At 64.0% G+C, this 26098-nt stretch carries 28 protein-coding genes; 11 read left to right on the plus strand and 17 right to left on the minus strand.

Annotated features, from left to right (window positions below; genetic code table 11):
• Positions 1-124 precede the first annotated feature (124 nt).
• Positions 125-682, minus strand: a complete 558-nt coding sequence (locus AC06FE_RS11690; protein ID WP_478073118.1) for an NUDIX hydrolase — start codon at positions 680-682, stop codon at positions 125-127.
• Between the two features lie 185 nt (positions 683-867).
• Between AC06FE_RS11690 and AC06FE_RS11695 the strand changes: the two genes are divergently transcribed.
• From AC06FE_RS11695 to AC06FE_RS11720, 6 genes are all read left to right on the plus strand, one after another.
• Complete coding sequence (locus AC06FE_RS11695) at positions 868-2343, plus strand: amino acid permease (RefSeq protein ID WP_478073119.1); 1476 nt, start codon at positions 868-870, stop codon at positions 2341-2343.
• Positions 2344-2422: 79 nt separating this feature from the next.
• Positions 2423-3856, plus strand: coding sequence for an amino acid permease (locus AC06FE_RS11700; RefSeq protein WP_192285971.1), 1434 nt, complete (start codon positions 2423-2425; stop codon positions 3854-3856).
• 219 nt (positions 3857-4075) lie between these two features.
• On the plus strand, positions 4076-4723 hold the full coding sequence (locus AC06FE_RS11705; protein WP_192285973.1) for a methylthioribulose 1-phosphate dehydratase: 648 nt from the start codon (positions 4076-4078) through the stop codon (positions 4721-4723).
• Positions 4724-4795: 72 nt separating this feature from the next.
• A complete protein-coding gene (locus AC06FE_RS11710; protein ID WP_192285976.1) occupies positions 4796-5350 on the plus strand; it encodes a 1,2-dihydroxy-3-keto-5-methylthiopentene dioxygenase in 555 nt (184 codons plus the stop codon).
• A gap of 137 nt (positions 5351-5487) precedes the next feature.
• Positions 5488-6186, plus strand: a complete 699-nt coding sequence (mtnC, locus tag AC06FE_RS11715; protein WP_192285978.1) for an acireductone synthase — start codon at positions 5488-5490, stop codon at positions 6184-6186.
• A gap of 153 nt (positions 6187-6339) precedes the next feature.
• On the plus strand, positions 6340-6819 hold the full coding sequence (locus AC06FE_RS11720; RefSeq protein ID WP_132863095.1) for an MgtC/SapB family protein: 480 nt from the start codon (positions 6340-6342) through the stop codon (positions 6817-6819).
• Between the two features lie 31 nt (positions 6820-6850).
• On the opposite strand, the gene AC06FE_RS11725 is transcribed toward AC06FE_RS11720, so the two are convergent.
• Together AC06FE_RS11725 and AC06FE_RS11730 are read right to left on the minus strand one after the other, a co-directional pair.
• Entirely contained in the window at positions 6851-8002 is a 1152-nt protein-coding gene (locus AC06FE_RS11725) for a metallophosphoesterase (RefSeq protein WP_478073120.1), read from the minus strand.
• Positions 8003-8188: 186 nt separating this feature from the next.
• Positions 8189-10006 (minus strand): DUF885 domain-containing protein, encoded by a 1818-nt coding sequence (locus AC06FE_RS11730; protein ID WP_192285984.1) that lies wholly within the window; start codon positions 10004-10006, stop codon positions 8189-8191.
• Between the two features lie 219 nt (positions 10007-10225).
• On the opposite strand from AC06FE_RS11730, the gene AC06FE_RS11735 reads away from it, so the two are divergent.
• Both AC06FE_RS11735 and AC06FE_RS11740 read left to right on the plus strand, forming a co-directional pair.
• On the plus strand, positions 10226-11497 hold the full coding sequence (locus tag AC06FE_RS11735) for an amino acid permease (RefSeq protein WP_446541458.1): 1272 nt from the start codon (positions 10226-10228) through the stop codon (positions 11495-11497).
• 384 nt (positions 11498-11881) lie between these two features.
• Entirely contained in the window at positions 11882-12127 is a 246-nt protein-coding gene (locus AC06FE_RS11740) for a hypothetical protein (RefSeq protein WP_478073121.1), read from the plus strand.
• A gap of 484 nt (positions 12128-12611) precedes the next feature.
• Here AC06FE_RS11740 and AC06FE_RS11745 read toward each other — a convergent pair whose 3' ends face one another.
• The 5 genes from AC06FE_RS11745 to AC06FE_RS11765 form a co-directional block, all read right to left on the minus strand.
• Positions 12612-13631, minus strand: a complete 1020-nt coding sequence (locus AC06FE_RS11745; protein ID WP_478073122.1) for an SDR family oxidoreductase — start codon at positions 13629-13631, stop codon at positions 12612-12614.
• 389 nt (positions 13632-14020) lie between these two features.
• Positions 14021-15034 carry a DNA topoisomerase IB gene (locus tag AC06FE_RS11750; protein ID WP_478073123.1) on the minus strand — a complete coding sequence of 338 codons (1014 nt, stop codon included), beginning with the start codon at positions 15032-15034 and terminating at the stop codon, positions 14021-14023.
• A gap of 63 nt (positions 15035-15097) precedes the next feature.
• Positions 15098-15454 carry a BON domain-containing protein gene (locus AC06FE_RS11755; RefSeq protein ID WP_478073124.1) on the minus strand — a complete coding sequence of 119 codons (357 nt, stop codon included), beginning with the start codon at positions 15452-15454 and terminating at the stop codon, positions 15098-15100.
• Positions 15455-15693: 239 nt separating this feature from the next.
• On the minus strand, positions 15694-16197 hold the full coding sequence (locus AC06FE_RS11760; RefSeq protein ID WP_446541460.1) for a lipocalin family protein: 504 nt from the start codon (positions 16195-16197) through the stop codon (positions 15694-15696).
• Positions 16198-16318: 121 nt separating this feature from the next.
• Positions 16319-17101 (minus strand): GIY-YIG nuclease family protein, encoded by a 783-nt coding sequence (locus AC06FE_RS11765; protein ID WP_446541461.1) that lies wholly within the window; start codon positions 17099-17101, stop codon positions 16319-16321.
• A 165-nt stretch (positions 17102-17266) separates the two neighbouring features.
• Here AC06FE_RS11765 and AC06FE_RS11770 point away from each other — a divergent pair, with 165 nt between their 5' ends.
• Positions 17267-17431, plus strand: a complete 165-nt coding sequence (locus AC06FE_RS11770; protein ID WP_446541462.1) for a hypothetical protein — start codon at positions 17267-17269, stop codon at positions 17429-17431.
• A gap of 78 nt (positions 17432-17509) precedes the next feature.
• Here the strand turns inward: AC06FE_RS11770 and AC06FE_RS11775 are convergent, their stop codons facing one another.
• Positions 17510-18169 (minus strand): FABP family protein, encoded by a 660-nt coding sequence (locus tag AC06FE_RS11775; RefSeq protein WP_192285998.1) that lies wholly within the window; start codon positions 18167-18169, stop codon positions 17510-17512.
• Between the two features lie 130 nt (positions 18170-18299).
• On the opposite strand from AC06FE_RS11775, the gene AC06FE_RS11780 reads away from it, so the two are divergent.
• Positions 18300-18851, plus strand: a complete 552-nt coding sequence (locus AC06FE_RS11780) for an SMI1/KNR4 family protein (RefSeq protein ID WP_478073125.1) — start codon at positions 18300-18302, stop codon at positions 18849-18851.
• 206 nt (positions 18852-19057) lie between these two features.
• Here AC06FE_RS11780 and AC06FE_RS11785 read toward each other — a convergent pair whose 3' ends face one another.
• The 8 genes from AC06FE_RS11785 to AC06FE_RS11820 all read right to left on the minus strand — a co-directional run bounded on the left by AC06FE_RS11785 (position 19058) and on the right by AC06FE_RS11820 (position 25449).
• Positions 19058-19870, minus strand: coding sequence for an aminoglycoside adenylyltransferase family protein (locus AC06FE_RS11785; protein WP_478073255.1), 813 nt, complete (start codon positions 19868-19870; stop codon positions 19058-19060).
• A gap of 310 nt (positions 19871-20180) precedes the next feature.
• Positions 20181-20897: a hypothetical protein gene (locus tag AC06FE_RS11790; protein ID WP_478073126.1), complete on the minus strand. Its 717-nt coding sequence runs from the start codon at positions 20895-20897 to the stop codon at positions 20181-20183.
• A gap of 217 nt (positions 20898-21114) precedes the next feature.
• Positions 21115-21681, minus strand: coding sequence for a hypothetical protein (locus AC06FE_RS11795; protein WP_478073127.1), 567 nt, complete (start codon positions 21679-21681; stop codon positions 21115-21117).
• Between the two features lie 38 nt (positions 21682-21719).
• Positions 21720-22115, minus strand: a complete 396-nt coding sequence (locus AC06FE_RS11800) for a hypothetical protein (RefSeq protein ID WP_478073128.1) — start codon at positions 22113-22115, stop codon at positions 21720-21722.
• 273 nt (positions 22116-22388) lie between these two features.
• Positions 22389-23270: a hypothetical protein gene (locus tag AC06FE_RS11805; protein ID WP_478073129.1), complete on the minus strand. Its 882-nt coding sequence runs from the start codon at positions 23268-23270 to the stop codon at positions 22389-22391.
• 252 nt (positions 23271-23522) lie between these two features.
• Positions 23523-24131 (minus strand): pentapeptide repeat-containing protein, encoded by a 609-nt coding sequence (locus AC06FE_RS11810; RefSeq protein ID WP_478073130.1) that lies wholly within the window; start codon positions 24129-24131, stop codon positions 23523-23525.
• A gap of 135 nt (positions 24132-24266) precedes the next feature.
• Positions 24267-24947 carry a hypothetical protein gene (locus tag AC06FE_RS11815; protein ID WP_478073131.1) on the minus strand — a complete coding sequence of 227 codons (681 nt, stop codon included), beginning with the start codon at positions 24945-24947 and terminating at the stop codon, positions 24267-24269.
• A 1-nt stretch (position 24948) separates the two neighbouring features.
• The gene (locus AC06FE_RS11820; RefSeq protein WP_478073132.1) at positions 24949-25449 is read right to left on the minus strand and encodes an AHH domain-containing protein; all 501 of its coding nucleotides are present in this window, start codon (positions 25447-25449) and stop codon (positions 24949-24951) included.
• Here AC06FE_RS11820 and AC06FE_RS11825 point away from each other — a divergent pair.
• Positions 25362-25835 carry a transposase gene (locus AC06FE_RS11825; protein WP_478073133.1) on the plus strand — a complete coding sequence of 158 codons (474 nt, stop codon included), beginning with the start codon at positions 25362-25364 and terminating at the stop codon, positions 25833-25835. The two genes, AC06FE_RS11820 and AC06FE_RS11825, sit on opposite strands and share 88 nt — an antisense overlap.
• Positions 25836-26098 lie beyond the last annotated feature (263 nt).

Genomic DNA, 26098 nt, shown 5'->3' on the forward strand with positions numbered 1-26098 from the left:
TGCACCTGTTTCGCGCCTGAAGGCACTTCTGCCGCTTCGTCCAGGAGCGGCAGAAGTGCCGCGAAGCTGGCAATCAACCCGCGCGCCATCGGATCTCATTCCGGCTTCGCGCCTGAAGGCGCTCCTACCGGGGCGTTGGCCGCGCCAACCAGCGTTGCGCCATGCGCCGCAGGGACGCATCGTCCTGCCCGGCGACCTCATGCACCGTGCACCAAGCCAGGTCCAGCGACTCCTCGCTGACCGCGAAGCGCTCGTCCGCCCCCGCCTGCACCACGTAGCGGACGTCGTAATGCCAATGCCCGGAGACCTCGCCCCGCGCCGGGATCCAGTGCCTGTCCAGGTCAAAGATCGCCGTTGACCCCAAGCTCAGGCCGGGCAGGCCCGATTCTTCCTGCGCCTCGCGCAGCGCCACGGCCGCCAGGTCGTGGTCGCCATCGGCGTGCCCGCCCAGTTGCAGCCACCGTGCAAGCTTGCGGTGATGAGTCAGCAGCACCCGTTCGCCGTCGGCGCTGACCAGCCAGGCACTGCCGGTGAAGTGCCCGGCCAGCCGCTCCCGGCAGAAAGGATCCGGCTCCTGGTCGGCCAACAGCGCCAGGAACGATTGCACCACCTCCGCCTGCTGCGGGACGGTCCGCGCATATTCCTGCAGCGCCTGGCGCAGCGCCTGATCCTGTTCATGCATGACTGTAAGCACATTCGTCGGGTTGATGCCGGCGGCCATTATCGCTGTCGATGTTGCACCTGCGCTTGTCGAGTTTCATCGCCTTTGGCAAGGTAGGCGCGTTGCCGAATGTTCAGCTTTCGGCGCACTCTACCGGACCCGCCCTTCCAGTCGGCGGGCCAGCACTCAGTACGGGAACCAGCGGAATGCTCAAAACACTGTTGAGGGTCAAACCGGTCGAACCGGCCGCACATGTCGATGCGGGCGAGCCGATCGAGGGCAGCCTCCAAGGCGAAGCCACGCTCAAGCGCACCCTCACAGCCAAGCACCTGATCATGCTCGGCATCGGAGCGGTCATCGGCGCGGGCATCTTCGTGTTGACCGGCCAGGCGGCCGCCAACCACGCCGGCCCGGCGATCATGCTGTCCTTCGTCATCGCCGGCCTGGCCTGTGCCCTGGCCGGCCTGTGCTACGCCGAGTTCGCGGCGATGATGCCGGTCTCCGGCAGCGCCTATTCCTATTCCTACGCCACCCTTGGCGAGGGCATGGCCTGGTTCATCGGCTGGTGCCTGGTGCTGGAGTACCTGTTCGCCTCGGCCTCGGTCGCGGTCGGCTGGTCGGCCTACCTGATCAGCTTCATCACCACCACCCTGCACATGCCGTTCCCCGACGCGCTCAGTGCCGCGCCGCTGGCCTGGACGGGCAGCGAGTTCGTCAGCTCCGGCAAGCTGTTCAACCTGCCGGCCGTGCTGATCGTGGCGGCCGTGACCGGCCTGCTTTACGTCGGCGTGACCCAGTCCACCTTCGTCAACGCCATCATCGTGGCGATCAAGATCACCGTGATCTGCCTGTTCATCGGCTTCGGCATCCAATACATCGATCCCGCCAACTGGCAGCCCTTCATCCCGCAGAACACCGGCACCTTCGGCGAGTTCGGCTGGAGCGGCGTGTTCCGCGCGGCCACCATCGTGTTCTTCGCCTACATCGGCTTCGACGCGGTCTCCACCGCCGCCGGCGAGACCAAGGACCCGCAGAAGAACATGCCGATCGGCCTGCTCGGCTCGCTGGCGGTCTGCACCCTCGTCTACATCGTGGTCTGCGCCGTGCTGACCGGCATGTTGAACTACACCCTGCTGGGGACCGACAAGCCGGTGGCCACCGCGCTGGAGGCCTATCCCAAGCTGATGTGGCTGAAGACCTTCGTCGAGATCGGCGCCATCGCCGGCCTGTCCTCGGTGGTGCTGGTGATGATGATGGGCCAGTCCCGCATCGCCTACACCATTTCCCGCGACGGCCTGCTGCCCAAGGCGTTCGGCCGGGTCCACCCGCGTTTCCGCACACCCTATGTCAGCACCGTGGTGGTCGGCGTGCTGGCTTCGGCGCTGGCCGGCCTGATCCCGCTCAACGTGCTTGGCGAGCTGGTGTCGATGGGCACCCTGCTGGCCTTCGCCACGGTCTGCATCGGCGTGCTGGTCCTGCGCTACACCAAGCCGGACATCACCCGTCCGTTCAAGGTGCCGCTGCCGTGGCTGATCTGCCCGCTCGGCGCCATCGCCTGCGTCGCCCTGTTCCTGCAGGCATTCGTGGTGCATTGGCACCTGTTCGTCGGTTGGACCGTGCTGGGCCTGCTGATCTACTTCGGCTACGGCATGCGCCACAGCAAACTCAACGACAACGCCTGATTCCCTTCATGCCGGCGCCTTGTGCGCCGGCGTTTCCCTGCGCCTCCCCGCTGCGCAACGACGAGCGAAGACCCGAAACATGTTCAAGCAACTCTGGGCGACCAAACACCCGCACGCCGCGCACGAAGAGGCCAATGGCCTGAGCCTGAAGCGCACCCTCGGCCCGTGGGGCCTCACCGCGCTGGGCATCGGCGCGGTGATCGGCGGCGGCATCTTCGTCATCACCGGCCAGGCCGCGGCCAACCACGCCGGCCCGGCGATCATGCTGTCCTTCGTGCTGGCGGCGGTGTGCTGCGCGTTCTGCGCGATGGCCTACGCCGAGTTCGCCTCGATGGTGCCGGTCTCCGGCAGCGCCTACACCTATACCTACGCCACCTTCGGCGAGCTCTCGGCCTGGTTCATCGGCTGGATGCTGGTGCTCGAATACGGCGTGTCCGCCTCGGCGGTGGCGGTGAGCTGGACCGGCTACTTCCTCAGCCTGCTCAGCCATTTCGACATCTACCTGCCGTCCGCGCTGGTCAGCGCGCCACTGGACGCCCAGCTGCGCCCGACCGGCGCCATCGCCAACATCCCCGCTGCCGTGCTGGTGCTGCTGCTGACCTGGCTGTGCTACGTGGGCATCAGCAAGTCCTCGGCGATGAACATGGCCATGGTCATCCTCAAGACCGGCCTGATCCTGCTGGTCATCTTCGCCGGCTGGAAGTACGTGGACCCGTCCAACTGGACCCCGTTCATCCCCGCCAACGAGGGCCCGGGCAAGTACGGCTTCGACGGCGTGCTGCGCGGCGCGGCGATGGTGTTCTTTGCCTACATCGGCTTCGAGGCGGTCTCGGTGGCCGCCCAGGAATCGCACCGCCCGCAGCGCGACCTGCCGATCGGCATGCTGCTGTCGCTGGTGATCTGCACCGTGCTGTACATCGCCATGGCGGCGGTGATGACCGGCCTGGTCCCGTACAAGCTGCTGGGCACCGCCGAGCCGGTGGTGACCGCGGTGGCCGCGCATCCGCAGCTGGACTGGCTGCGCATCATCGTCGAGGTCGGCGCCCTGATCGGCCTGTCCTCGGTGGTGCTGGTGATGGTGATCGGCCAGCCGCGCATCTTCATGATCATGGGTCGCGACGGCCTGCTGCCGCCGGTGTTCACCAAGATCCACCCGAAGTACCGCACCCCGCACATCAACACGGTGATCACCGGCATCGGCATCGCCCTGCTCGCGGCGCTGTTCCCGCTGGACATCCTCGGCGAGCTGACCTCCATGGGCACCCTGATCGCCTTCGCCGCGGTCTGCGCCGGCGTGCTGGTCCTGCGCCGCACCCAGCCAGACCTGCCGCGCCCGTTCCGCATTCCGATGGCCTGGCTGATCTGCAGCCTCGGCGTGCTCAGCTGCATCGCCCTGTTGACCGCGATGACCCTGCACAACTGGATGCTGATGGGCTTGTGGACCGCCACCGGCTTCATCATCTACTTCGCCTACGGCATGCGCCACAGCAAGCTGCGCGGCCGCAACGGCTGACCCGGCGGCGGCGCCGACGGCCCTCCAAGCCCGGGTGGAAACACCCAGGCTTTTCCCTGCCCGACACCACGCGCCGCCCGGGCACGCCAAACACACCCGGGATCAGCCGGAACGCAGTCGCACCGGCGTACGGGTTCGTGGGCACAGGGCACCTGCGGGGCGACGGGCCCGCCGCCCCGCAGCCCCTAAGAGCGCCCCCGGCTTAGTAGAATGCGCCCCATGAACGCGCCTTCCGTCCCCTACGACAGCGAGCGGCTGAGCCAACTGGCCCAGTTGCTGATCGACAACATCCGCGAACTGGCACAGGCCGGCTGGACGCCTGCCACCAGCAGCAACTTCTCGCACCGGCTGGACGACCAGCACGCCGCCATCACCGTGTCCGGCAAGGACAAGGGGCGGCTGATCGAAAGCGACATCATGGTCGTGGACCTGGCCGGCAAGGCAGTGGGCCGCCCATTGCGTCCGTCCGCCGAAACCCTGCTGCATACCCAGCTCTATGCCCGCTTCCCGGACGTCGGTTGCGTGCTGCACACCCACTCCCCGACCCAGACCATCGCCTCGCGCCTGTTCGGCGGCCAGGGCCACATCCGCCTGGAAGGCTATGAGCTGCTCAAGGCGCTGCATGGCAACTCCACCCACGAGACCGCCGTCGACCTGAAGGTGTTCCCCAACACCCAGGACATGGACGTGCTGGCCGCCCAGGTCGAGGCCGAACTGGACAAGGGCCCGATGTGGGGCTACCTGATCGACGGCCACGGCCTGTATGCCTGGGGCCGCGATATGGCCGAAGCCCGCCGCCACCTGGAAGCCTTCGAGTTCCTGCTGCATTGCGAACTTGAACTGCGCAAGCTGCGCGCCATTTCCTGATTACCCCTCCGCATGGGCCCGCGCCGGCCCGTGCGGGTATGCTCCCCTCCCCCACTCGAGGAGTCCCTGGCCATGAGCCGACTGCGCATCTTCAACGACACCGCCCCGGACACCCCGCTGCTGGACAGCCGCGACGGCGCGGTCATTGCCGCCGAACTGAAGCACATCGGCGTCACCTTCGAGCGCTGGCAGGCCAAGCACCCGGTTGCCCCGGGCGCGAGCCAGGACGAGGTCTTCGCCGCTTACCGCGAGGACATCGACCGCCTCGTCGCCGCGCATGGCTTCAAGAGCGTGGACGTGGCCTCGATCGCCCCGGACAACCCCAACCGCGCCGAGATCCGCAGGAAGTTCCTCGACGAGCACTACCACAAGGAAGACGAAGTCCGTTTCTTCGTCGCCGGCTCGGGCCTGTTCACCCTGCACGTGGGCGACAAGGTCTACGAAGTGGAATGCGTGAAGGACGACCTGATCTCGGTCCCGGACGGCGTCACCCACTGGTTCGACATGGGCGAGGAACCCAGCTTCGCCGCCATCCGCTTCTTCACCGAGCCGGACGGCTGGGTCGGTCACTTCACCGGCACCGACATCGCCCAGCGCTTCCCGCGCTATGAGCCCAGCGCGGCCTGATCTGCTCTCCCCCCTCTTCCGCCTGCGGGAGAGGAGTCGGGATGAGGCAGCCCCTGGTGGGCAAGCCCCCCCCCCCCCGACAACCCGACCGTAAACCCGCCAGCACCCGGCCAGCCCGGCGCAGGAACACCCCGTCCATGACCATCAAAGCCATCCTCACCGACATCGAGGGAACCACCTCCAGCATCTCCTTCGTCAAGGAAGTGCTGTTCCCGTACGCACGCAACGCCCTGCCGGAATTCGTCCGCAGCCACGGCAACGAACCGCAGGTGCGCCAGTGGCTGGATGCGGTGGCCACCGAGATCGCCGCCGGCGCCTGCCAGGACGCGGTGATCGCGGAAACCCTGCAGGGCTGGATCGACCAGGACCGCAAGCACACCGCACTCAAGGCACTGCAGGGCATGATCTGGGACGCGGGCTACCGCAACGGTGACTACACCGCCCACCTGTACCCGGAAGTGGCCGCCGTCCTGCGCGGCTGGCACGCAAGCGGCCTGCCGCTGTACGTGTATTCCTCCGGTTCGGTACCGGCGCAGAAGCTGTTCTTCGGCTTCAGCGATGCCGGCGACCTCAATGGACTGTTCTCCGGCAACTTCGATACCGAGGTCGGCGGCAAGCGCGAGGCCCCGAGCTATGCGCACATCGCCAAGGCCATCGGCATCGCGCCGCAGGACATCCTGTTCCTGTCCGACGTGGTCGAAGAACTCGACGCCGCGCGCGAGGCCGGGCTGCGGACCGTACTGGTCGACCGGCTCAGCGACTATCCGCTGCCGCGCACCGGCGAAGCGACGCACGGCCATGCGCGGGTCGAGAACTTCGAGCAGATCACGCTCTGATACCGCGTTGCCGCTGGACAGGAAAACGGCCCCGGTGGGGCCGTTTTCGCATGTGTCGCCGGGCGTCATGGCCTCACGCCGGCGCACGCGCGGGGCTGCTAGGGTACCGATGACGCGGAAGCCCCGTCTGCCGGTCGCTGGAGGCATCGACGCATGATCAGTCCATTCGCGGTCAGCCAGACCCTGGCCAATGAGTTTTCACTGCCCGACGCCGAAACCCTCACCGTGGTCGGCGCCCGCCTGTTGACGGCCATCGCGCTCGGCGGCGCGCTGGGACTGGAGCGCGAGAGCAAGGGACGTGCCGCCGGGTTGAAGACGCACATCCTGGTTTCGGTGGGTTCGGCGCTGTTCGTCCTGGCGCCGCTGCAGATGGGCGTTGCGCCCGGCGACGTCACCCGGGTCATGCAGGGCATCGTCTCCGGCATCGGCTTCCTGGGCGCCGGGGCCATCCTCAAGCTGGACAACGAAGAACGCATCCAGGGGCTGACCACGGCCGCAGGCATCTGGATGACCTCGGCCATCGGCATGGCCGCGGGCATGGGCATGTACCTGGCAGCCGGTTTCACCACCTTGGCCGCGCTGGCCGTGGTCAGTGCCCTGCCCCACCTCATGCCCGAAAAGAAGAACGACTGATCCATCCACGGCAGGCCGCCGCGCCAGGCTGCTATCGCGTGCGCAGCACCAGCACGTCGATGCTGGAAGACACCCCCAGCCGCGCGGTGAACCCGTCCCATTGCCCGGCACCGGCACTGACGAACAGGGTCATGTCGCGCACCCTGTACTCGCCCCGCACATAGCCGTCATTGAACGGCGCCACCACAAGACGGTCGAAGCCCAGCAGATGGCCGCCGTGCGTATGGCCGGAGATCTGCAGGTCCACCGCCCCGCTCCTGGACGCATTGCGCGCCTGCTTGGGCTGGTGGGCGAGCAGGATGTGCACGTCGCTGCCCTGCGCGCCCGCGATCACCTTCGACAAGTCCGGCGCCATGCCGCCGCGCACATAGGGACGAGGCTTCAACGCGGCCAGATCGCCAATGCCGGAGATCGCCAGGGTGCGGCCGTGGATGGACAGCTTCGCGGTCTGGTTCTCCAGCACGCCCAGCCCCATCCGCCGGAAGTGGGTCATCCATGCGGTGTAGTCGTAGTAGTACTCGTGGTTGCCCGGGGCCAGCCACACCCCATACGGCGCCTTCAACTGCGCCAATGGCGCGGCGAACCGACCCGACGCCTCCAGGCCGCCGTCGGCCATGTCGCCCGGCAGCACGATCAGGTCGGGCATGGCGGCCAGCACCTCGTCGACGATGCGCTGGGTCCGCCAGGTGCGCTTCACCGGGCTGATATGCAGGTCCGCCAGCACCGCCACCCGCACCCCGTCCAGCTCCGCGGGCAGGTTCGGCACGACCAGGTCGCGTTCCTGCACCTTGGGCGGACGCAGGCCGTTGGCGATGCCCCAACTGGCCAGCAGGACGATGGCGACCGCGGCAACGTCGTTCAACCGGGCCCCGTGCCAGACCGTGGCCAACGTCGACGTGCGCGCGAGCAGGCGACTGGCCAGCCAGCCCAGCGTACGCAGCAGCAGGAAGGCCAACAGCAATACGAACATCACCAGCACCCAGCCGAACACCAGCTGGACCCAGGCCACCACCTCGTACTCGAGCCAGTCCAACCGCCACAGCGTGGCGAAGCCAAGCCCAACGAAGGCCAGCCCCATGGTCAGGGAAATGCGCCAACGGCGCTGCCGCCTGCTGAGCGCGTTGACCGGCAGCCACAACCACAGCGCCAGCAACGGCAGGATCAGGGAAACAAGGAGCGTCATCATTGATTGCGACAACCGCGATGCAGGCTTCGCCCGCCATCAGGCCGCCAGGAAGGACTCAAGGGGATGCCACGTACTTTGACACAGCCTGATTGCCGGGAAGGTAGCGGCGGCTGAACTGCTGTGTTTGGTTTTCAGGGGCCACCTGCGCCCCTCTCCCGCAGCCGGGAGAGGGGGAGCGCCGGCTTACTTCGCCTTTGCCGCGATCCAATCGTTGATCTTGGCATCCAGCACATCCAGCGGCACCGAGCCGTCCTTCAGGACTTCGGCATGGAACTCGCGGATGTCGAACTTGTCACCCAACTGCTCCTGCGCACGCTTGCGCAGCTCCTGGATCTTCAGCTCGCCGGTCTTGTAGGCCAACGCCTGGCCCGGCCATGCAATGTAACGCTCGGCCTCGGCGATGGCATCGGGCTCGCTCACCGAGGAGTTGGTGAACATGTAGTCCAGCACCTGCTGGCGGGTCCAGCCCTTGGAATGCAGGCCGGTGTCCACCACCAGGCGCACCGCGCGCCACAACTCGCCCTGCAGACGGCCGAAGTAGCTGTACGGGTCGGTGTACACGCCCAGGTCCTTGCCCAGGCTCTCGGCATACAGGCCCCAGCCCTCGATGAAGGCGGTCTCGCCACCGAAGCGGCGGAATGCCGGCACGTCCTTCAGTTCCTGCTGCAACGCCAGCTGGAAGTGATGGCCCGGAATGGCCTCATGCAGGAACAGGTCCTCCGCGTCCCAGGTCTTGCGGGTCGGCAGGTCGTAGGTGTTCACGTAGAAGATGCCCGGGCGCGTGCCGTCCTCGCTCGGCTGCATGTACTCGCCACCGGCGGCCGACTTGGCACGGAAGGCCTCGATCGGGCGGATCTCGAAGCCCGCCTTCGGGGTCAGCGAGAACAGCTTGGGCACGTTGGCGTTGATCTTCGCCTCCAGGCCACGGTAGTGCTCGAGCAGCGCCGGCTCGGATTTGAACTCGAACTGCTTGTCGTTCTGCATGAACTTGAAGAAGTCCTGCAGCGAGCCCTTGAAGCCGACCTCCTCCATCACCTTGCGCATCTCGCCGTGGATGCGCTCCACTTCCTTCAGGCCGATCTCGTGGATCTGCTCCGGGGTCTGCGCGGTGGTGGTGCTTTCCTTGGCATTGAACGCGTACCACGCCTTGCCGTCCGGCAGGGAATCCAGGCCCACCGTTTCGCGGGTCGCCGGCAGGTACTCGTTGGCGATGAAGTCACGCTGCTTCTTGATCGCCGGCATCAGCTGGTCGGCGATCAGGGTGCGGAACGCGGCGGTCAGGCGTTCCTTGTCCGCCTGCGGGAAGTCCGCCGGCAGCGACTTGATCGGCCCCCAGAACTGGCTGTCCTCCGGCTTGGCGGTGATGATCTCGTCGAACTGCGGCACCACCTTCTCCATCAGCACGCGCGGCTGCACCACGCCGGCCTTCATGCCTTCGCGCATGTTGGCGATCTCGGTATCCAGCAGCACCGGCACACGCGCCGCGCGCGCCAGCCAGTTGTCGTAGTCCTTCACCGTCTTGAACGGCTGGGCGACCTGGCCCGAGCCCAGCATCACCGCATAGCTCACGGTCGAGCCCATCTGGTTGACCGGCATCATCCAGGACGGGAACTTCTCCCCTTCCAGCGACTGCTTCTGTTCTTCCACGAAGATGCGGTAGCTCAGCAGGTCCTGGCCGCTCAGGCCGGCCTCGCCCACGGCCTCCACCTTGCCCAGCCACTCGGTGGTGAAGTCATGGCTCTGCGTGCGGAACTGCGCCGAGCCGAAGTCCGGCAGCTGGTCGTTGTAACGGTTGTCGCCCTGGAAGGTGGCCTGCAGCGGGTTCTGCTTGAGCACGCCTTCCCAGTAGTCGGCGTACAGCTGGTTCAGCTGCGCGGCCTTGTCGGCCTGCGGTGCCTGGCTGGCGGTCTCGCCGGCCTTGGGCTCGGAGGACGGCGAACAGGCGGCCAGCACGGTGGCCAGGGACAACGAGACGGCAAACGCCAGGGGACGCAGCTTCATGGAAGGTTTCCAAGGTAAGTACAAGACCGGCAGCGTCGGTGCTGCCGAAGCACCCGGAAAGGGCCAAAGGTCACTGGTGGCGGCCGGAATTCGCGCTCCGGTCGGCAAACCGTCATAATTCACCGCCACGCCGCCCGTCCGGGCCGGCCACACCCCTTGCTTCCTGCCCCGCCCACCGCCTTCCGGCACGTGGCCAGAGCCCTTGCCGTTGCTGTAGTCATGACGAATTCGCGCCGCCCGCTGGGCTTCTGGTCCGCCACTGCCCTGGTCGTGGGCAGCATGATCGGCTCGGGAACCTTCCTGTTGCCGGCCACCCTCGCCCCGTACGGCGCCGCCACCCTGGTCGGTTGGGGCATCACCCTGTGCGGCGCCCTGCTGCTGGCCGTCACCTTCGCCCGGTTGGCCCGGCGCTGGCCGCAGACCGGTGGCCCGTACGTGTTTGCGCGCAACGCCTTCGGCGAACTGCCGGGCTTCATAGTGGCGTGGAGCTACTGGATCTCGATGTGGTGCGCCATTGCCGCCATCGCGGTGGCCTTCGCCGGCAGCATCGGGGCGATCTTCCCGCAACTCACCGCGACCCCGGTACGCGCCGCCAGCTGCGGCCTGGTCGCGCTGTGGCTGTGCGCGGGCGTGAACCTGCTCGGTGTACGCGAAGCCGGTCGCCTGCAACTGCTGACCACGGTGCTGAAGGTGGTCCCGCTGTTGCTGTTCGGCCTGGTCGCGCTGTGGTTCGTCGATACCAGCCACTACGTTCCGTTCAACCCGACGGCCGAGTCGTTGGGCAGCGTGGCCGCCAGCACCGTGGCCCTCACGTTGTGGGCCATGATCGGGCTGGAAGCGGCGACCGTGCCGGCCGAATCGGTCGATGACGCGCCGCGTACCGTCGCCCGCGCCACCGTGGCCGGCACCGCCATTGCCGGCATCGCCACCGTGCTGGCCTGCACCACCGTGCTCGGCCTGCTGCCGGCCGACGTGCTCGCCAACTCCGGCGCGCCCATGGCCGACGCCGCCGCCGCGTTGTGGGGGCCGACCGCCGGCATGCTGCTGGCCGTGGTGATGGCAGTGTCCTGCGTGGGCGCGCTCAATGGCTGGACGTTGTTGTCGGCGCAGCTGCCAATGGCCGCCGCGCGCGATGGCGTGCTGCCGCGTGCCTTTGCCCATGAAACCCGGCGTGGCGCACCGGCATTCGGGGTGATCGTCAGCTGCCTGCTGGCCACCGTGCTGGTCATCTGCAACTACAACCGTTCGCTGGTGGACCTGTTCAAGTTCTCGGTACTGCTCTCCACCGCTGCGACGTTGCTGCCCTATCTGGCCGGCGCGGCGGCCTGGCTGTGGCGCGGCACCGGCACGGTGTCGCGCGTCGCCGCCGCGGGCGCATTGGCCTTCAGCCTGTATGCGGTCATCGGCATCGGAACCGAGGCCCTGCTCTGGGGCGTCGGCTTGATCATCGCCGGCCTGCCGATCTACTTCGTGCTGCGCCGCCAACGGTAGCCACGGCCGCCGCCGCGAAGCCGGCGACGCATGTACACCGGGTACGCCGCGCCTGCATGGCAAGGCGTTCGAACTCTGGTCCAACTAGCGCCTTCTGCCTTCACCCTGCAGGCGTGAAGGCAGAAGGTCGCATAGCTGGTGACGCAAGCCTATCGTCGCGACGATTAAGACATCGTTACATCGCGCGGATATCTGCGCTGCGGTAGATGACACATCGTTCTACCCATCTGCCCGACCCTCATCAGGGTTCAGGCAACGCCCGCTGATGTTACGTGCATGTCCAGATCCCCGGCGTGCACTGCTGACCTCACTGACTGAGCGCGCGTTGGAAACAGGCGTACCCTGCCTTCATCTGCTGTGACGGCGACATGCCAGGACTGCACGATGGAAACAATGCTGACCCGTGACGATATCGACCATTGGCTGCAGGGCATCGCACTGCGTGCGCGCGACAGGCTGGCCAACGCCCGCTCCGGCGACATCGCGGTGTTTGTCGCGTGCGAAGTCGATAGCGTCCGGTCACATATCCCCGCGCCTGACCGCGCATACTTTCATGACCAGTTGCGTGCGCTGCTCGATGAGATCAGCGGCATCACCGCCGGCAAGCCACGTGATGATGCCCAGCATTGACGGTGTACGGCTCCAACCCCGCATGTTCATGCACAAGGATCGGACAAACATGAATAATTTCCCCCGAAAGACCCTGCCGATGGCACAAAGTGTGAAGCCCTGACTTGTTCAGCCGACGGGTGCCCTCTAGATATGAACCAGCGGGGGGTCCGAACCACACTGACGGAGTCAGCCTCATGGGATCGGTATCCATGTACCTTGAAGGCCCAGGCCGGGAGCGCCGGCCAGTAACACTGCTCGCCAGCGAGCCCACCCAGGTTCGCCCGGGTTCAAGCGACGGCATTCGCATCGCGCATCGACGCTCTTCGGAGATCCAGATGCGGACCTTGGTCGACGACCACGGCAACATCGCACGCCAGGTCGATTACGACGGCTACCGCTACAAGTTCCAGGGCTCGGAGATGCACTGGGACCTGATCGTTGGATGAGCGGAAAGCCCCCTCCCGGGGGCTTTCCTTTTCTCCAGGCAATCACCGCACCACGCTCAGCCGCGCGGGCCGCCCATCACCGGCAGGATCACGCCATTGATGTAGCTCGCGGTCACCGGGGACGCCAGGAACACATAGGCCGGCGACAGCTCCTCCGGCTGCGCGGGCCGGCCCATGTCGTTGTCCTTGCCGAACGCAGCTACATCGTCCGCCGCCTTGTCCGCGGGATTGAGTGGCGTCCACACCGGCCCTGGCGCCACGCAGTTGACGCGGATGCCGCGTCCCAGCAACTGTGCCGCCAATGATCGGGTGAAGGCATGGATGGCCCCCTTGGTGGCGGAATAGTCGATCAGCGATGGGCTGCCGAAGATGCCGGTTTCCGAGCCGGTGTTGAGGATGCAGGCGCCCTCCTTCATGTGCGGCAGCACCGCCCTGGCCATGTGGATGTAACCGGCGATATTGGTCTGCAGTGTTTCCTGCAGTTGGGGATCGCCAAGATCTTCCAGCCGGTGACAGTGCAACTGGAAGGCAGCGTTGTTGACAAGGATCTCGACCCCGCCGTACGCCGCGACCACCTGGCGGACCGCCGCGCTGCAGAAGGCGGGGTCACGCACGTCGCCGCTGATCACCAGGCAGCTCGCGCCCTCCCGCTCCACCTGTGCGCGGGTCGTTTCGGCGTCCTGATGCTCGTCCAGATACAGCAGCGCCACGTCGGCGCCTTCGCGCGCGAACAACACCGCTACCGCTCGACCAATGCCGGAGTCGCCCCCGGTGATGATTGCGCGCATGCCGCGCAGCTTGCCGCTGCCGTGATACGCCGAGGCCAGATAGCGCGGGGCCAACTCCAGCTCCGCCTCCACGCCGGGCTTGGGCAGATGCTGGGCCGGCATGCGCACGGGTTGGTGGCGCACCCCGGCCTGGACACCGGCGCGTGGCTTCGGCTTCTTGTCCGCACGGGCATCGGCCTTGTCGGTGCGCGCCTGCAACTGGCGCTGGCGCGCGGCCGTGGTCGCGGCGGCGTTCTTGCCGACGGCCTTCTTCGCCGCATTGCGCGCGGTCTTCTTTGCGGGGCTCATGTGTGAATGCTACGGGTATGGCGCAGGATCGGGGGGACGCTCACGCCGAGGCGGGCTGGCCATGACGTGCGCAGTGCTCGCAGCAGAAGACAGAGCCCGCTGCCTCCACGCCGTGTCCGATGACCGCGCATCCGCAATGCGCGCACCGCGGTGCCATCGCATGGATGGCACATTCGAACGAATCGAAGGTGCCGGTTGCTTCACCCTGGGTCACGGTGAAGCTGTGTGCATAGTTGTTGCCACAAACATCGCAGGTAGCCATCTGCAGTTCCTCGCGTGATCAAGCGGGAAGGAATTCTCCGCGTGCGCACCGGCCGGAAAGGTGAAAACAGGTAAACGCACCGTGTAGGCGATGCCTGGAGCAGCTAGCTCCCTGCTCGCACCTGCGATCAGCGCATTCGCCCCGCGCCCTTCCCGTTCCGGTGATGCGCGCGCAGGATGCGCAGCAAGGCGCTTTCGCGGGCATGCGCTCCCCGCAATGTACGCAGGGGTTCCAATGCCCCCGCATGCCAGGCGTCGAACAGGCAGGGGTCCACATAGGCCCTGCGACAGACCGCCGTGGTATTGCCCAGCACGGCCGCCACCGCATCCATCACCTGCCGTTCCACCGTGGCCGCTGCAGCGGGGTCGGCGGCGTATCTCGCCAGTTCGAACGCGGCGGCGGCGGTGCCGCCCCAGGTTCGGAAGTCTTTCGCGCTGAACGCGCCTCCCATGGCCTGCCGCAGGTAGTGATTGATGTCCCCCGAATCGATCGGCACGGCCGTTCCCTGCGCGTCCACGTACTGGAACAACGATTGACCGGGAAGTTCCTGGCAGCGGCGGAGCAGGCGCACCAGTTGTGGGTCATCGATTGCATGGCGCTGCCTGCGCCCGGACTTCCCGGTGAACTCCAGCAACAGACCACCTCCGGCGCATCGGCCCAGATGTCGGTTGCGTAGCGTCGTCAACCCATACGAGCCATTGCCACGGGCGTAGGTGTCATTGCCCACCCGAGCCAACGTGCGCCCCATCACCGCGATCACCAGCGCCAGCACTTTCTCGCGCGGCAAGCCGGGCAGCCGCAGGCCGGCACGCACCTGGCGGCGCAAGCGTGGCAACGCCGTGCCGAACTCCACCAGGTGCGCGAACTTGTCGGCGCTGCGACGCCGGGTCCAGTCGGGGTGGTAGCGGTATTGTTTGCGTCCGCGGGCATCACGACCGGTCGCCTGCAGATGGCCATCAGGAGCCGCGCAGATCCACACGTCGCGGTAGGCCGGCGGTATGGCCAGTGAACGTATGCGTTCGAGCGTGGCCGCCTGCACCACGGGCTTGCCGTTGGCGTGTACGTAGCGAAACCCACGCCCGCAACGCAGCCTTCGTATTCCCGGCGCGTCGTCATTGACATATCGAAGGCCTGCGCCCATCGCCATGCGCTCCTTCCCTGCCCCTTGCGGGCAGCGGCCCGTCGCCGCTGCCCGCCATCATCCTCAGCGGGCCGGTGCACCCATGACCCGGATGCCGGTCGCATCCACCTGCTTCACACCCTGGATGCCGCGCGCAACCGCGACGGCATGTTCCTTCTCGGATTGGCTGCTTACCGTGCCACTCAGGTTCACCGTGCCATTGACGGTCTCCACCTTGATCTCAAGGCCAGGAACGTTCGAGGTCGTCAACAGGTCCGCCTTCACCTTGGTCGTGATCCAGGCATCGCTGCCCGGCTGTTCCGAGTCCGCCTTGGCCTCTTCGCGCTCGGTCGGCGGGTTCTCGGCGCTGACGATGGCGACCGGGGCACACAGCGGCAGTGCAGCCAGCAGGGCCCAACGGCTGAGTAGTGCTCGTTTCATGGATTTCTCCTTTGACGGAGCAGGTCAGCTCCGGGTCCAGCATCCGCCTGCGGGGGTTAACCAGCCGCATCAGCGGCACATCGGTTGCTCATGCGCCGATGACAATCATGTACATCGCCACTACCACGGCGGGATGCTGATGATCAGTGCAAGGATGATGACGATCGCGCCGATGATGGCCATGTTCCTCTTGGACAGAAGGCGACGACGTTTCATGGCTACCTGCTCCGGTGCGGGGCTCAGGCCGATGCTGGCGGATAGACCGCACCGGATTGCTCCGGCCAGATCAGGTCGGACAGGTCATAACCCTGCATGCGCGCCACATTCAACCATTCCTCGGCGACGCTGCGCTCCATGTGGCCCTGCCGGTGCAGCAGCCACAGGTAGTTCCGTGACGGCTCACCGACCAGCGCGCTCTGGTAGTCCGCGTCGATCTTCAGTACCCAATAGTCGCCCTTGGTGAACGGCACCCATTGCAATGCCTCGGGCAGGAAGCTCACCTCCAGCCGTGCATTGCTCTCGTCCACCGCGCGTGCCGTGCCCACCGACTGCTCCAGCTCGCGCTTTTCGTTGATGCAGGAGTTGACCACGCGGATCGAGCCGTCCTCGTTCAGCGAGTAGTCTGCGGTGATGTCGCGCGCGCCCACATCCTCGTGGCGCATCGGCTTGCGCGCGATCTCGAACCAGAGGCCGAGGTAGCGCTCGATATCCAGGTGCGGAACGCTCAGTACGTCAGTGTCCATTGCGGTCTCCCATGTGCATGAACGCATGAGAACAAGCGCGCCTTTAGCGGCCCGTGAAAGGAACCGGCCGCGGCCCTCACCGGATACTCATCCGGCTTGACGGGGGTGCAACGGCAACGCTTCAGAGCGGCAGGATCTCCACGCTTGCGCGCAGGATCGGCCCTACCAGCATCTGGTAGCCGTCCAGGTCGAACCCGACTTCGGGGCGGCTCAGCGCCGCGGCCCGCGCGAGGGTGTCCACGCTCCCCAGATAGGCCCAGTTGCGGATGACGTGGATCTGCCGAAGCCCTTCGCACTGCTCCACGATCCCGATGCCGCCGGCATAGGGCCACACGCGCCGGTGGTGCGCGCGAAGCGCCTCGTGCAGCCGTCGGCGGTGTTCTTGCATCGGAAGCTGGCCGCAGCATGCGCCCGCGCAGCGCCCAAGCCGGTACCGGAAGCAGGGCTGCCCCGCCGTCGACGGCTCCAGCCCCAGCACCGAACAGCACAGCCCATGCGCATCGGCCAACGTACGCAGCAGTGCCTGCGCGGCGAACCTGCTGGCGAAGACCCCGTAGGCGGTGGCAGCGCCGAGCGCATGTACATTGCGGATCTCGGGCGTGTCCCCGGGCAGGGTGATGCCCAGCAGGCGCCGGTGCCGCCGCAGGCGGATGTTGAAGACCGGGAGCTGCTGCTTCACCAGCCGGGCCTCCAGCAACTGTGCGCCGATGTCGCCGGCCGTGCGTACATGGCGGATGCATCGCGCCCGCTCAAGCATGCGACGCGAGCCCGGTGCCCGGAGGTGATCGGCCACGCGACGGCGCAGGTTGATGCTCTTGCCGATGTAGAGCACTTCATCGTCCTGCCCCAGGAAGATGTACACGCCGGGTGCGGGCGGCAGCGCCTGCAGGCCCTGCAATTCCATCGGTGGTTTCATCGGCGCAGGGTACGTCACCATTGCTTAACAGCTGGGGCATCCACCGCGGTCATCATTGTCAGCGTACCGGCAACGCGACAGCCACGGCGCACTAGCTGCCCTGCGCGCAGGGTACTGGCACGGCAATGCCTGCCGTGCCGACGGAGCAACGCCATGACCCTCCTGCAGGCCGGTCACCGGCTCGGGATTTCATCGCGGAACGACGCCAAGCCCGTTCCTTCCGACAACCTCCCGCATCCGGCGCCTCGCCGCGAGCCGAGCCCCGGTACACCGCCCGAACCCAAGAAGCACCGCGAGCACGACGACGAGGAAGAATGAACGGGGCGTCGGCCTCGCCTTCAAGCACAAGCCCCGCGTAGCGGGGCTTGTGCAGAACCGGACGATGGGCAGCGGGTGTCAGGCCGGCATCGGCTCCGCGTCCTCTGCGGCGGCCTGCGCCGTTGGATTCAGCACCGGCGCACCGATCCGCGTCAGCGTGTTGCGATCGGTGTGATTGAACGGCTCGGCCTGGCCCGGGATCACCAGCACCGTCGTCTGCTCATACGACCAGGTGCCATCGTCATGGATGGTGACCTCGATGTCGTAGCTCTCGGTCCGGAACGCATGTTCCAGGAACGGATTGGAGAGGATGCCGTTGGTGGTGGAGCCGCGCACCGCACGCAGATGGAAGCGCTTGGCGTCCGGCGCGGCCGTGCCGACGGCCATCGCCGTCTGTCCACGCGGGATGGACAGCGTCAGGATGATCGTCCCGGTCGCCGGCTCCCACAGCCAGTGGCCCACCTGGTCGTGAAACGTCTCCACGTCGTCGGGCTTCACGATGCGCGTGTGGTAGCGCAGGCCGTAGAACAGTTGCGGGCCATTGGTCTGCGCGTCGATGGGATGGAGTTCGTAGTGCTCGATGAACGCCTGGTGCTCCGGACCGTCCGCCTTGGGATTCACATCCATGCCGCGCTCGCCGCGCCAGACGCCGGCCATGGGTGCCAGCGGGCCCAAGTTGCCCAGCGTGTTGGGATCGGGGGTCGGCTCGGTGTAGATGTCTTCAGGGAATGTAGTCATGGCGCGCAGGGTGTACCGCAGCAGTGAATTGGCGCATTTTACCCGCTGCCACCCCGAATATCCCTGCCGGTGCCGCGCCCGCCCGATCCGCGGGCACGAAGCGCCCACCGCCCCGACACAACCGATGCCCATGGACTTCCCTGCCTATCTCACTGAACTCGCGGCCTTGTATGCGGCCAACGATCAGGCCCTGCAACTGGCCCCCGGCATCAGCGAGCGCGCGCTCGCTGATGCCGAACGGGAGCTTGGCTTCACGATCTGCCCGCTGCTGAAGAGCGCCTGGCGTCATGCCAATGGCAGCGAGGATGCCCAGACCGTATTCGCGCGCCCGGGGTATCTCACCGGCTACCGCTTCCTGTCGTTGCAACAGGCGATGCAGCAATGGCGCGGCATGCACCGGCGCGCGCCCCAGTACGACGGCTACGAGGATCCCCGCCCACGGGACGTGCGGCTCCAATCCGGTTGGGCGCAGCAGGGCTGGCTGCCCTTCGCCGGCTTCCATGCCCCGATCCTGATGCTGATCCTCGACCACAGCCCTTCCGCGCACGGCCGTCCCGGCCAGATCATCAGCTTCACCCACGACCCGGATGCGATGGACCATGTCTGCGACGGGTTCGCCGCGCTGTTGCCGCTCTCGCTCACGCAGATTGCCGACGCACCCGAGGACCTCCTCCTCGAATGAGTAACCGCGACATGCCCGCCCATCCGCTTAGGCTCCGGGACGCTAGGCCATCGTCCGCGAGCGCCTGGACTTCGGCCGTTCTCGGCGCCTCCTGCCTGCGCTTTCGGCGCCGCAGGCCCGCTCGATCTACGGGTGTTTGATCGAGGCACTTTCGCCGAGCCTGCCCGAACGCTCTCCCCATGCGGCGTACCGAGACCGCACATCGCTCACAGCCCGACAGCCCCCTGCCGGCCTGTGTGAAGCACCGTGATTGAATGGCAGGCGTAGCGGATGAAATCGGCAACCGCATCTGCCTGACCGGAAAGTGTGTCCGGTGCATGTCCGAGATACGCCGCCCGCGCAGCGGCCAGGACGTGTTGATACCGCTCGTCCAGCAGCGGAAGCAGCCAATCGGCGGCATCATCCTTGGCGGCGATCCGACCGGTGACCGTCGTGTACCAGATGCGCGCCAGCGCCAGAACGATGTTGCGCTCGTCCCCTGCCCAATCTTCCGGCACCTGCCACTGCGCGACGGTGTCCTGCAATGCGCGGCCAACATCCGCATCGGGGACCGGCTCGAACAGCGCTCCCGGCGAGGGCCCGACCAGCGCGACGCCGTGTGCCTGCACCTGCCTGAGCAGAATGGCCAGGTCGTGATCAAGCCCGGGCGCCTCGAAGCGGCCCGCGACGATGTCCGACCGCAACCATTCCCCGAACTGCAGCTCCCAGCGCGCGGGATGCCGCCATGGCACCACACCGTCATACGCGACCACCGTCAACTCCAGCGGACGCAACACCGCATCGACAGATGGCGGCGCCGATACCGTCAGCAGATCCACCAGCAATGCATTCCGCACCCCCTCATCCGGTGCCACGGCCACGGTGACGAGCAGGTCGACGTCACTCGACGGCTTGAGCCCGCCCAACAGGGCCGAGCCAAACAAATGGACCGCCATGATCGTGTCACCGAGATGGCGTTCAAGCACGCGGTGAACAGCGGCCAGCTGCGGATTGATCGAAGGAACCGGAGAGTCATGCATGCCGGGAGTGTAGCGTCGCCGCTCCTTCGATGCAGGCGATACACGGTCGTGCATCTGCGACGGCACAGGGATCCGCAGGTCAACGGACCAGGCGGCCCATGCCGCGCCAGCCCCAGCTGCACGTTTGCCGGCCTCGCCACCCAAGCGACGATCATCGCACCCTGATGGCTCGAGCCACATCGCAAACCGGTCGATTCCACATGGGCGACCGGACTCATCGACCCGTGATCTGCCACCGCCCACTGGATACAGTGGGCGTTCGGCCGGCGGTCACGCCTGCGAAGCACACGCCATTGCATCCGATGCTCCCTCAATCGAAGAAGAATCCGGCGTGCTGCCCTTCAATTACCTTGTGCATCAGCGCATCGACGTTCTCCGCCAAGCGCGTGACACTCTCGAATTCCGGTTCAACACCGTGCACGACCAAGCCGGACAGCCTGCTTACAGCGATGAACTCGTAGTCGCCACCGACCGACAGGACAACGGGCAGATACTCCCGCCAGAAGACGCGCACCGATTCGGCATCCTGGCCGTCCATCGCTGCATCAAGACTCATCCTCTCAAACTCATCCCAGGAAAAAGCACCGGCCGTCGCACCTGCATAATCCTCCAGCGTCAGGAACCAGGTTGCCTCGTCCTCGCTCGAAAGCGACTGGAAACCCGACAGGAATTCGATGTACGACGGAGGAACTGCAGCTATCGAAGCCGCATCCGCCACCAGGGATTCCGTATGCAGCAAGCTGTCGCTCCTGGGTTGGCGCATCCACCCCTTCGACAGCAGATGGTCGACAAACCTTTCATGTAATCCTGTCACGGCGGGTCTTCTACGTGATTGGCCACTTTGATGGCTTCCCGGCCGAAACGCCGCGACTGATAACTGCCACCCAACTTCTCGATGGTACAGCTCCATGTCGCGCCGATGGCGGCCCGCGTCATGCACCATGGCACCCATGATCAGCCCCCAAACACGGTCAAGGTCGGCAGCCAGCGCAACCCGCGCGTGCCGACCGATCCGTGTGTTGAACACGATGCATCTCGGTCGGGAAGATACAACGCCGGAACCGCTTGCACTTTCTACCCATCACCAAAGGGTGCCGGGCGAATGACGCCTTGGATCCACCACGAGTGTCCATCCTGGACCAATCGGCGATAGCCGAGATTCGATAACAAGCCATGACGAGATGTTCAGGGTGTCCCAGGCCGGCTCAAACACCTGCAGCCAGCCACAAGGGATGCGATGCGTCTTAGAACTGCGTGAAACCTGCTACCACTTCCACTACCTCGCCGCCAACGCCGCGCTTCGCATAGAGGTAAAGGCCCCCGTAGTTCAACGGGTAATCCTCGAGTACAAATCCATCCGGAAATCCGTTCTCGTCAACCTGAAAAAAGAAGTCATATCCGGCGGCGGTCACCGCATTGGCGTAGTACTCCTCCTGCTGGATCAGAACCGGCTCCCCACCGACCTTTATGAACCAGGGATCCCCTTCCGCCGCAAGCACGAGGGAACCGCGATCTATTGAATCAAGGACAGTGGAAGCCTCCGAGCTCTCCGGACTTGGCTCATGGAGAAGGCACCGCACCCCAATCCTCGGGTAGATCGTATCTACGCCGTGAGGAAGGAATTCTTCATCAAACATGACCGACAGATCCCTTCCATTCAATTCTGGAAATTCAGAACCTGAAAGCAGCAGAAGAAAACGGGAGCCAGCACGAAATTCCGCCATGCCAAGAACCGCGTCAGGCGCTCCGCCACCGACCCGCGAGGGCCCATCGGAATGGCGCGCCAAACGAAAAAACTTCTCTTTCAACATCATCATTCCTGCAAGGCAAGGCGCCTTCCCTCTGAAGACTACTTCTGAACCACCTCGCGCGGCACCTTGCTCCCATCGCCCAACAAGAACTCCCTCAACGCCAGCTCAACCGACCGCAGGGGCACCACATAGATCGACGGATAGTCGACGACCTGCCCTCCCACCGTCACCTCGGTGAAGTCGTCGACGTCGCGCGCAGGGTCAACAATGTTCACGACTTCATCCAGGAAATCCATCGTAACGACATACTCGCCACATCCGCCCCCCACAAGAATATCCCCATCAGAAGTCCGGATGCTCACAAGCGTCCTGTCGATCCCATTCAGACGCCCGACCGCATTCATCACACCATCAAGACTGAGGTCATCACCGTGATTGGATTCCGCGCGCGCACCGTCGCGCGCCTCTTCGGTGATTTCATTTATTGTGCGCATAGTACCTGCATCCCTCCATCATGTTTCGATCAAGGCGCAAATGTGTAGCAGTATCGGGAACCAGTGCTCGTCAAGGAACTCATCGCGCTGACGCCCATTGGAACCGTCGATATAGGCACGCCGGCTTGGCCCGCCCGTCTAGATCAACCGAAGTTGCACGCCACATTCGTGTTCCCATGTCACCACCACATTGCCAGCGAACTCCTTGCCGTTATCCGTCTCAATCGCCAGCGGCAAACTTGGCATCGTCTGGGCGAGCTATTCAGATCTTGCCTAGATTGTACGTCCGACAGTACTTTTTTGAAGCGACTTGATCTTCGCCTCTATTTTCTCCAGCCCCACTTTCCCGCACCCCACAATCGTCAGCTCTCGAAGCGCGGATAGATCATTGATGACCTCGATGTTCGCAATCTTCTTGCAGTACTGAACGTCCAGACTTTGGAGATGCTCCAGGCCAGCAAGTGCACGGATGTCATCAAGCGAACTCATATTCTTCAGCCATACCGACCGCAGTCGCGCAAGCGCCTCGATACCATCAAGACTTCTCAGCTTTGTTCCACCCAACAGCCCCAAGCGTTCAAGGCCACCGGCCAACGTGGAAAGCATATTGAAGATCTCACTTCCTTCAGAAACATTCAGAAGGTTCAGCTCCTCCAGAGGTAAAGCCAAGGCTTGCCTGAGGTTATTCAATGACCTGTCGGGATAGATGGAAAGCGATTTCAAAGCTGGGAAGCTCGACGCATCGAAGCGCACCGGCACGTCAACGTACAGAGTTCTGAGCTTGGACAGCACAACACCTGGCCAAGCCAGCGTGCCCACGCCAAGATGAATACTCAGCGCCTCGATTCCTTCAGGCAGAAGGCCTTCTTCGAGTGAATCCATGATCGACGGCGCGATTGATCCCGGCCCTATGCTGAGCGTTTTGAGACCTCGCATTTCCTTGAGGATCTCTGGCAGCACTTCAAGCTTGTCGCCGGGCGGTGACCACAGATGAGCCCGCTCCATCTTGGCAAGTCTCTCGGTGCTGAAGGGGGCATTGAAGAACACCAACTCAGCACCCGGAGTCGGAAATGCTGCTTCGTGCCTGCTATGCATCAAAACTACGGCGTTCGTAATGCGCTCCTCCTTGAAGCAGCCGGTCGCTTGTCGAGCCATCAACTTATCTATCCACCTTCCGCTGAGAGTCAATGTGCCAGAGCCTGACTTGCCTCCCTGTGACCATGCCACCAAAAAGTTTCCTTGACCGGAATTTCGGCCTCGGCTCCACGCTCTTCGGAAAAGTGCCTCTTCATGTCCAATCTCCGTCTAGCTGGGGATTGGACTCCATGTCACGCCGTACCACTCAAAACCGGGAGAACGTCAGATCGATGCTTCGGGATATCAAATTTCGATTCATCCAGATGGTATTCAACGAATCACGACTCCATCCGTGATACAGCCCTGAAGTTGCTCTGGCAAGGAGCCCCCCACAAACCTGCTCCTCGCAACAGATCCAGAAATCACCTTAACTCCCGCAAAGTCACATCGCTCAAATACGCAGCTGATGAAATGAACACTTGATAGATTTGCTTCGAAGAACCTACAACCAACAAACCTGCAATCTGTCGCAAATGACCTGGATAGATTCGATCGCGAGAAATCACAGTCAATGAACTCCCCACCCAATCGCGCTCCATTGAGCTTCGCCCCAACAAAGCTGCATGCATCGAACTTCCGCCTCACAAACACGTTACGCATATCCACGCGATCAAGCTTGCACCCCTTGGCCTCAGACTCATTGATGCTGGCTCCGTCCTTGAACACAGCATCAGAGAGATCGACCCTTTCGATACTCAGGTAGCGAACGGCTTCAGCGAGTGTAATCCCGCGATAGTCCTCAAGGGCCTCATCAGTTCGACCGAACGGCGATTCAGGCATCACCCCCATCCTCATTGACTTAGCCGCGTCACGAAGACGACCTTCAATCAACTGCAACTGCTCTGCTTGCCATCTGGCCCGCGCCTCTTTTACCTTCATTAACCGCACCCTCGACGACCATAGATTGAAGTTTGTGTCGAGGACACTACTCTACTTGGCCAGCTTCCCAGCCTGCCGGGCGTCGTGATATCCGCCTGAACCCATTACAAAGAATGGAAGAGGCACCCCATGCAATCAACTCATTCCTGCAGGAGCAGCCCGCAGCCCTTTAATCGCTCTAACTGCCGACGACAATGCATAGTGCTGCTGCGAGAAATCATACGAGCGACCACCATCCACAGACAGATTTAAATAGTACCCACGCTGATGCACATCAGGGACCTTTACGCCCAGCGAAAATGAGCCCCCCATTATCGAAGGATAACGAGAAAAAAACTCCCCAACTCGCGCACGGTCCTTGGGGCCAATTCTGACTTCAGGATCAACCAATGATTCAACTTCAACTTGAAACAATTCAACCCCCGCCTGCACGAGCGCATCCATGTGCGAACTTCTATCAAGCAAGGAAAGATCATCCCTGAGCAGGAACAGTCCACTGGCAACTTTTCCAACATTCAATCTTGAAAGAGCCTCCAACTGCGCCAGACTCAACTCGGTTTTCTCCGGATCCACAACGGTGAACTCTAGATAGCGAGGCCTCAACTCCTCAATCAGCTCCCTGCAAAACCCAATGTCATCAACACCACCAACCGGAAAGATGGAATGCGCACAATCAAGCACAGCACCGACGCTCCTGCATTGATCCATGTCCAACACACCCGGGGAACATGAACGCGCCACAACAAAACCCGCCACATCGATACCAGCGAGTTTCGCCGCTTCGCCAGCCGATCTTATTTGATTAACTTTTATCACATCAATCCCTGCACGCCTTGAGTGTATCCTTCCAACTGCCATTCTCTTGTGTACGCCCTAGCTCGCTGAGTGTTGCCTTTATTGCATCGGCGCCTCCACGCTTTTTTGAATTTCTCAACATTCTGCATATCATCTTGTCATTTATCGGACTGTGAATGTGTTTTCCAGCATGACAGGTTCCAGCAGATCTTGCTGCCGCCCGTCCAGGATGACCGGCCTGAGCAACTTGGGAACCGGCCGCACCCCATAGCCTGGCCCCGTTTTCTGCAACCTCAACATCCAATCCATTTCTAACAAGCAAGTCCCTTGAAAGCACCGCATATTTACTTGGATTGTTTTGCTGAACTATATGATGGGCCGTTTGTCCGGGCAGCAATGGGCGACCGGCCGCGGCCAAACTCTTTGTCAACTGGCATGTACTTGACAGCCCGAGCGAATCAACCGTCCCCAAGGAATTCAATCGACTGCCATACCCGGCAGCTTCTGGGCTGGCATCTGTCACGGACCGGCAAGGCCAGTACGGCTTCGGCGGCTCTGGAGCAGGTGTTGATCACCCGCTACGGCACGCTGGGCCGCGTGCGGGAGCCGTTCCTGCTGCGCTCGGATAACGGGCTGGTCTTCACCAGTCGCGACTACACCCGCCTGGTGCGCAGCCACGGCCTGAAGCAGGAGTTCATTACGCCGCACTGCCCGCAACAGAACGGGATGGTGGAACGGGGGATCCGGACACTGAAGGAGCAATGCGTGCATCGGCACCGCTTCGAAAGCCAGGCCCATGCCCTGCGGGTGATTGCCGACTGGATCGCCTTTTACAACCAACAGCGCCCACACCAGGCGCTGAAGATGATGACCCCGGATGCGGCCTATGCCGCTACATTAACCGTATGACCTGAGCAGAAAGCGGTGGGTCATTACACATACGCACACCATGAGTTATGGAGAAGGTGCTTTCAGTCGAGCACGAGATAAATTTGCAGCTTTCGACTTCAACGCCTCCGGAGAATGGATCACCGGGTCCGAACAGCAATCTCTCAAACCGCCTATCCGAGTAAGTTACTCCGACAAGAGATCGCCGGCCATTTTTCTGACGGGCCAGCCAATGCGTGCTGTCGTTCAAGGTCATCCACCAGCAAACCTCCAATTAGCACATG

It is taken from the genome of Stenotrophomonas sp. Steno-C18 (genome assembly GCF_056393195.1).

Bases quoted from the DNA above. Each gene is read 5' to 3' on its own strand.
- AC06FE_RS11690 (WP_478073118.1), bottom strand. From the start codon at position 682: ATGCATGAACAGGATCAGGCGCTGCGCCAGGCGCTGCAGGAATATGCG.
- AC06FE_RS11695 (WP_478073119.1), top strand. From the start codon at position 868: ATGCTCAAAACACTGTTGAGGGTCAAACCGGTCGAACCGGCCGCACAT.
- AC06FE_RS11700 (WP_192285971.1), top strand. From the start codon at position 2,423: ATGTTCAAGCAACTCTGGGCGACCAAACACCCGCACGCCGCGCACGAA.
- AC06FE_RS11705 (WP_192285973.1), top strand. From the start codon at position 4,076: ATGAACGCGCCTTCCGTCCCCTACGACAGCGAGCGGCTGAGCCAACTG.
- AC06FE_RS11710 (WP_192285976.1), top strand. From the start codon at position 4,796: ATGAGCCGACTGCGCATCTTCAACGACACCGCCCCGGACACCCCGCTG.
- mtnC (WP_192285978.1), top strand. From the start codon at position 5,488: ATGACCATCAAAGCCATCCTCACCGACATCGAGGGAACCACCTCCAGC.
- AC06FE_RS11720 (WP_132863095.1), top strand. From the start codon at position 6,340: ATGATCAGTCCATTCGCGGTCAGCCAGACCCTGGCCAATGAGTTTTCA.
- AC06FE_RS11725 (WP_478073120.1), bottom strand. From the start codon at position 8,002: ATGACGCTCCTTGTTTCCCTGATCCTGCCGTTGCTGGCGCTGTGGTTG.
- AC06FE_RS11730 (WP_192285984.1), bottom strand. From the start codon at position 10,006: ATGAAGCTGCGTCCCCTGGCGTTTGCCGTCTCGTTGTCCCTGGCCACC.
- AC06FE_RS11735 (WP_446541458.1), top strand. From the start codon at position 10,226: ATGACGAATTCGCGCCGCCCGCTGGGCTTCTGGTCCGCCACTGCCCTG.
- AC06FE_RS11740 (WP_478073121.1), top strand. From the start codon at position 11,882: ATGGAAACAATGCTGACCCGTGACGATATCGACCATTGGCTGCAGGGC.
- AC06FE_RS11745 (WP_478073122.1), bottom strand. From the start codon at position 13,631: ATGAGCCCCGCAAAGAAGACCGCGCGCAATGCGGCGAAGAAGGCCGTC.
- AC06FE_RS11750 (WP_478073123.1), bottom strand. From the start codon at position 15,034: ATGGGCGCAGGCCTTCGATATGTCAATGACGACGCGCCGGGAATACGA.
- AC06FE_RS11755 (WP_478073124.1), bottom strand. From the start codon at position 15,454: ATGAAACGAGCACTACTCAGCCGTTGGGCCCTGCTGGCTGCACTGCCG.
- AC06FE_RS11760 (WP_446541460.1), bottom strand. From the start codon at position 16,197: ATGGACACTGACGTACTGAGCGTTCCGCACCTGGATATCGAGCGCTAC.
- AC06FE_RS11765 (WP_446541461.1), bottom strand. From the start codon at position 17,101: ATGGAATTGCAGGGCCTGCAGGCGCTGCCGCCCGCACCCGGCGTGTAC.
- AC06FE_RS11770 (WP_446541462.1), top strand. From the start codon at position 17,267: ATGACCCTCCTGCAGGCCGGTCACCGGCTCGGGATTTCATCGCGGAAC.
- AC06FE_RS11775 (WP_192285998.1), bottom strand. From the start codon at position 18,169: ATGACTACATTCCCTGAAGACATCTACACCGAGCCGACCCCCGATCCC.
- AC06FE_RS11780 (WP_478073125.1), top strand. From the start codon at position 18,300: ATGGACTTCCCTGCCTATCTCACTGAACTCGCGGCCTTGTATGCGGCC.
- AC06FE_RS11785 (WP_478073255.1), bottom strand. From the start codon at position 19,870: ATGCATGACTCTCCGGTTCCTTCGATCAATCCGCAGCTGGCCGCTGTT.
- AC06FE_RS11795 (WP_478073127.1), bottom strand. From the start codon at position 21,681: ATGTTGAAAGAGAAGTTTTTTCGTTTGGCGCGCCATTCCGATGGGCCC.
- AC06FE_RS11800 (WP_478073128.1), bottom strand. From the start codon at position 22,115: ATGCGCACAATAAATGAAATCACCGAAGAGGCGCGCGACGGTGCGCGC.
- AC06FE_RS11805 (WP_478073129.1), bottom strand. From the start codon at position 23,270: ATGGCTCGACAAGCGACCGGCTGCTTCAAGGAGGAGCGCATTACGAAC.
- AC06FE_RS11810 (WP_478073130.1), bottom strand. From the start codon at position 24,131: ATGAAGGTAAAAGAGGCGCGGGCCAGATGGCAAGCAGAGCAGTTGCAG.
- AC06FE_RS11825 (WP_478073133.1), top strand. From the start codon at position 25,362: ATGTACTTGACAGCCCGAGCGAATCAACCGTCCCCAAGGAATTCAATC.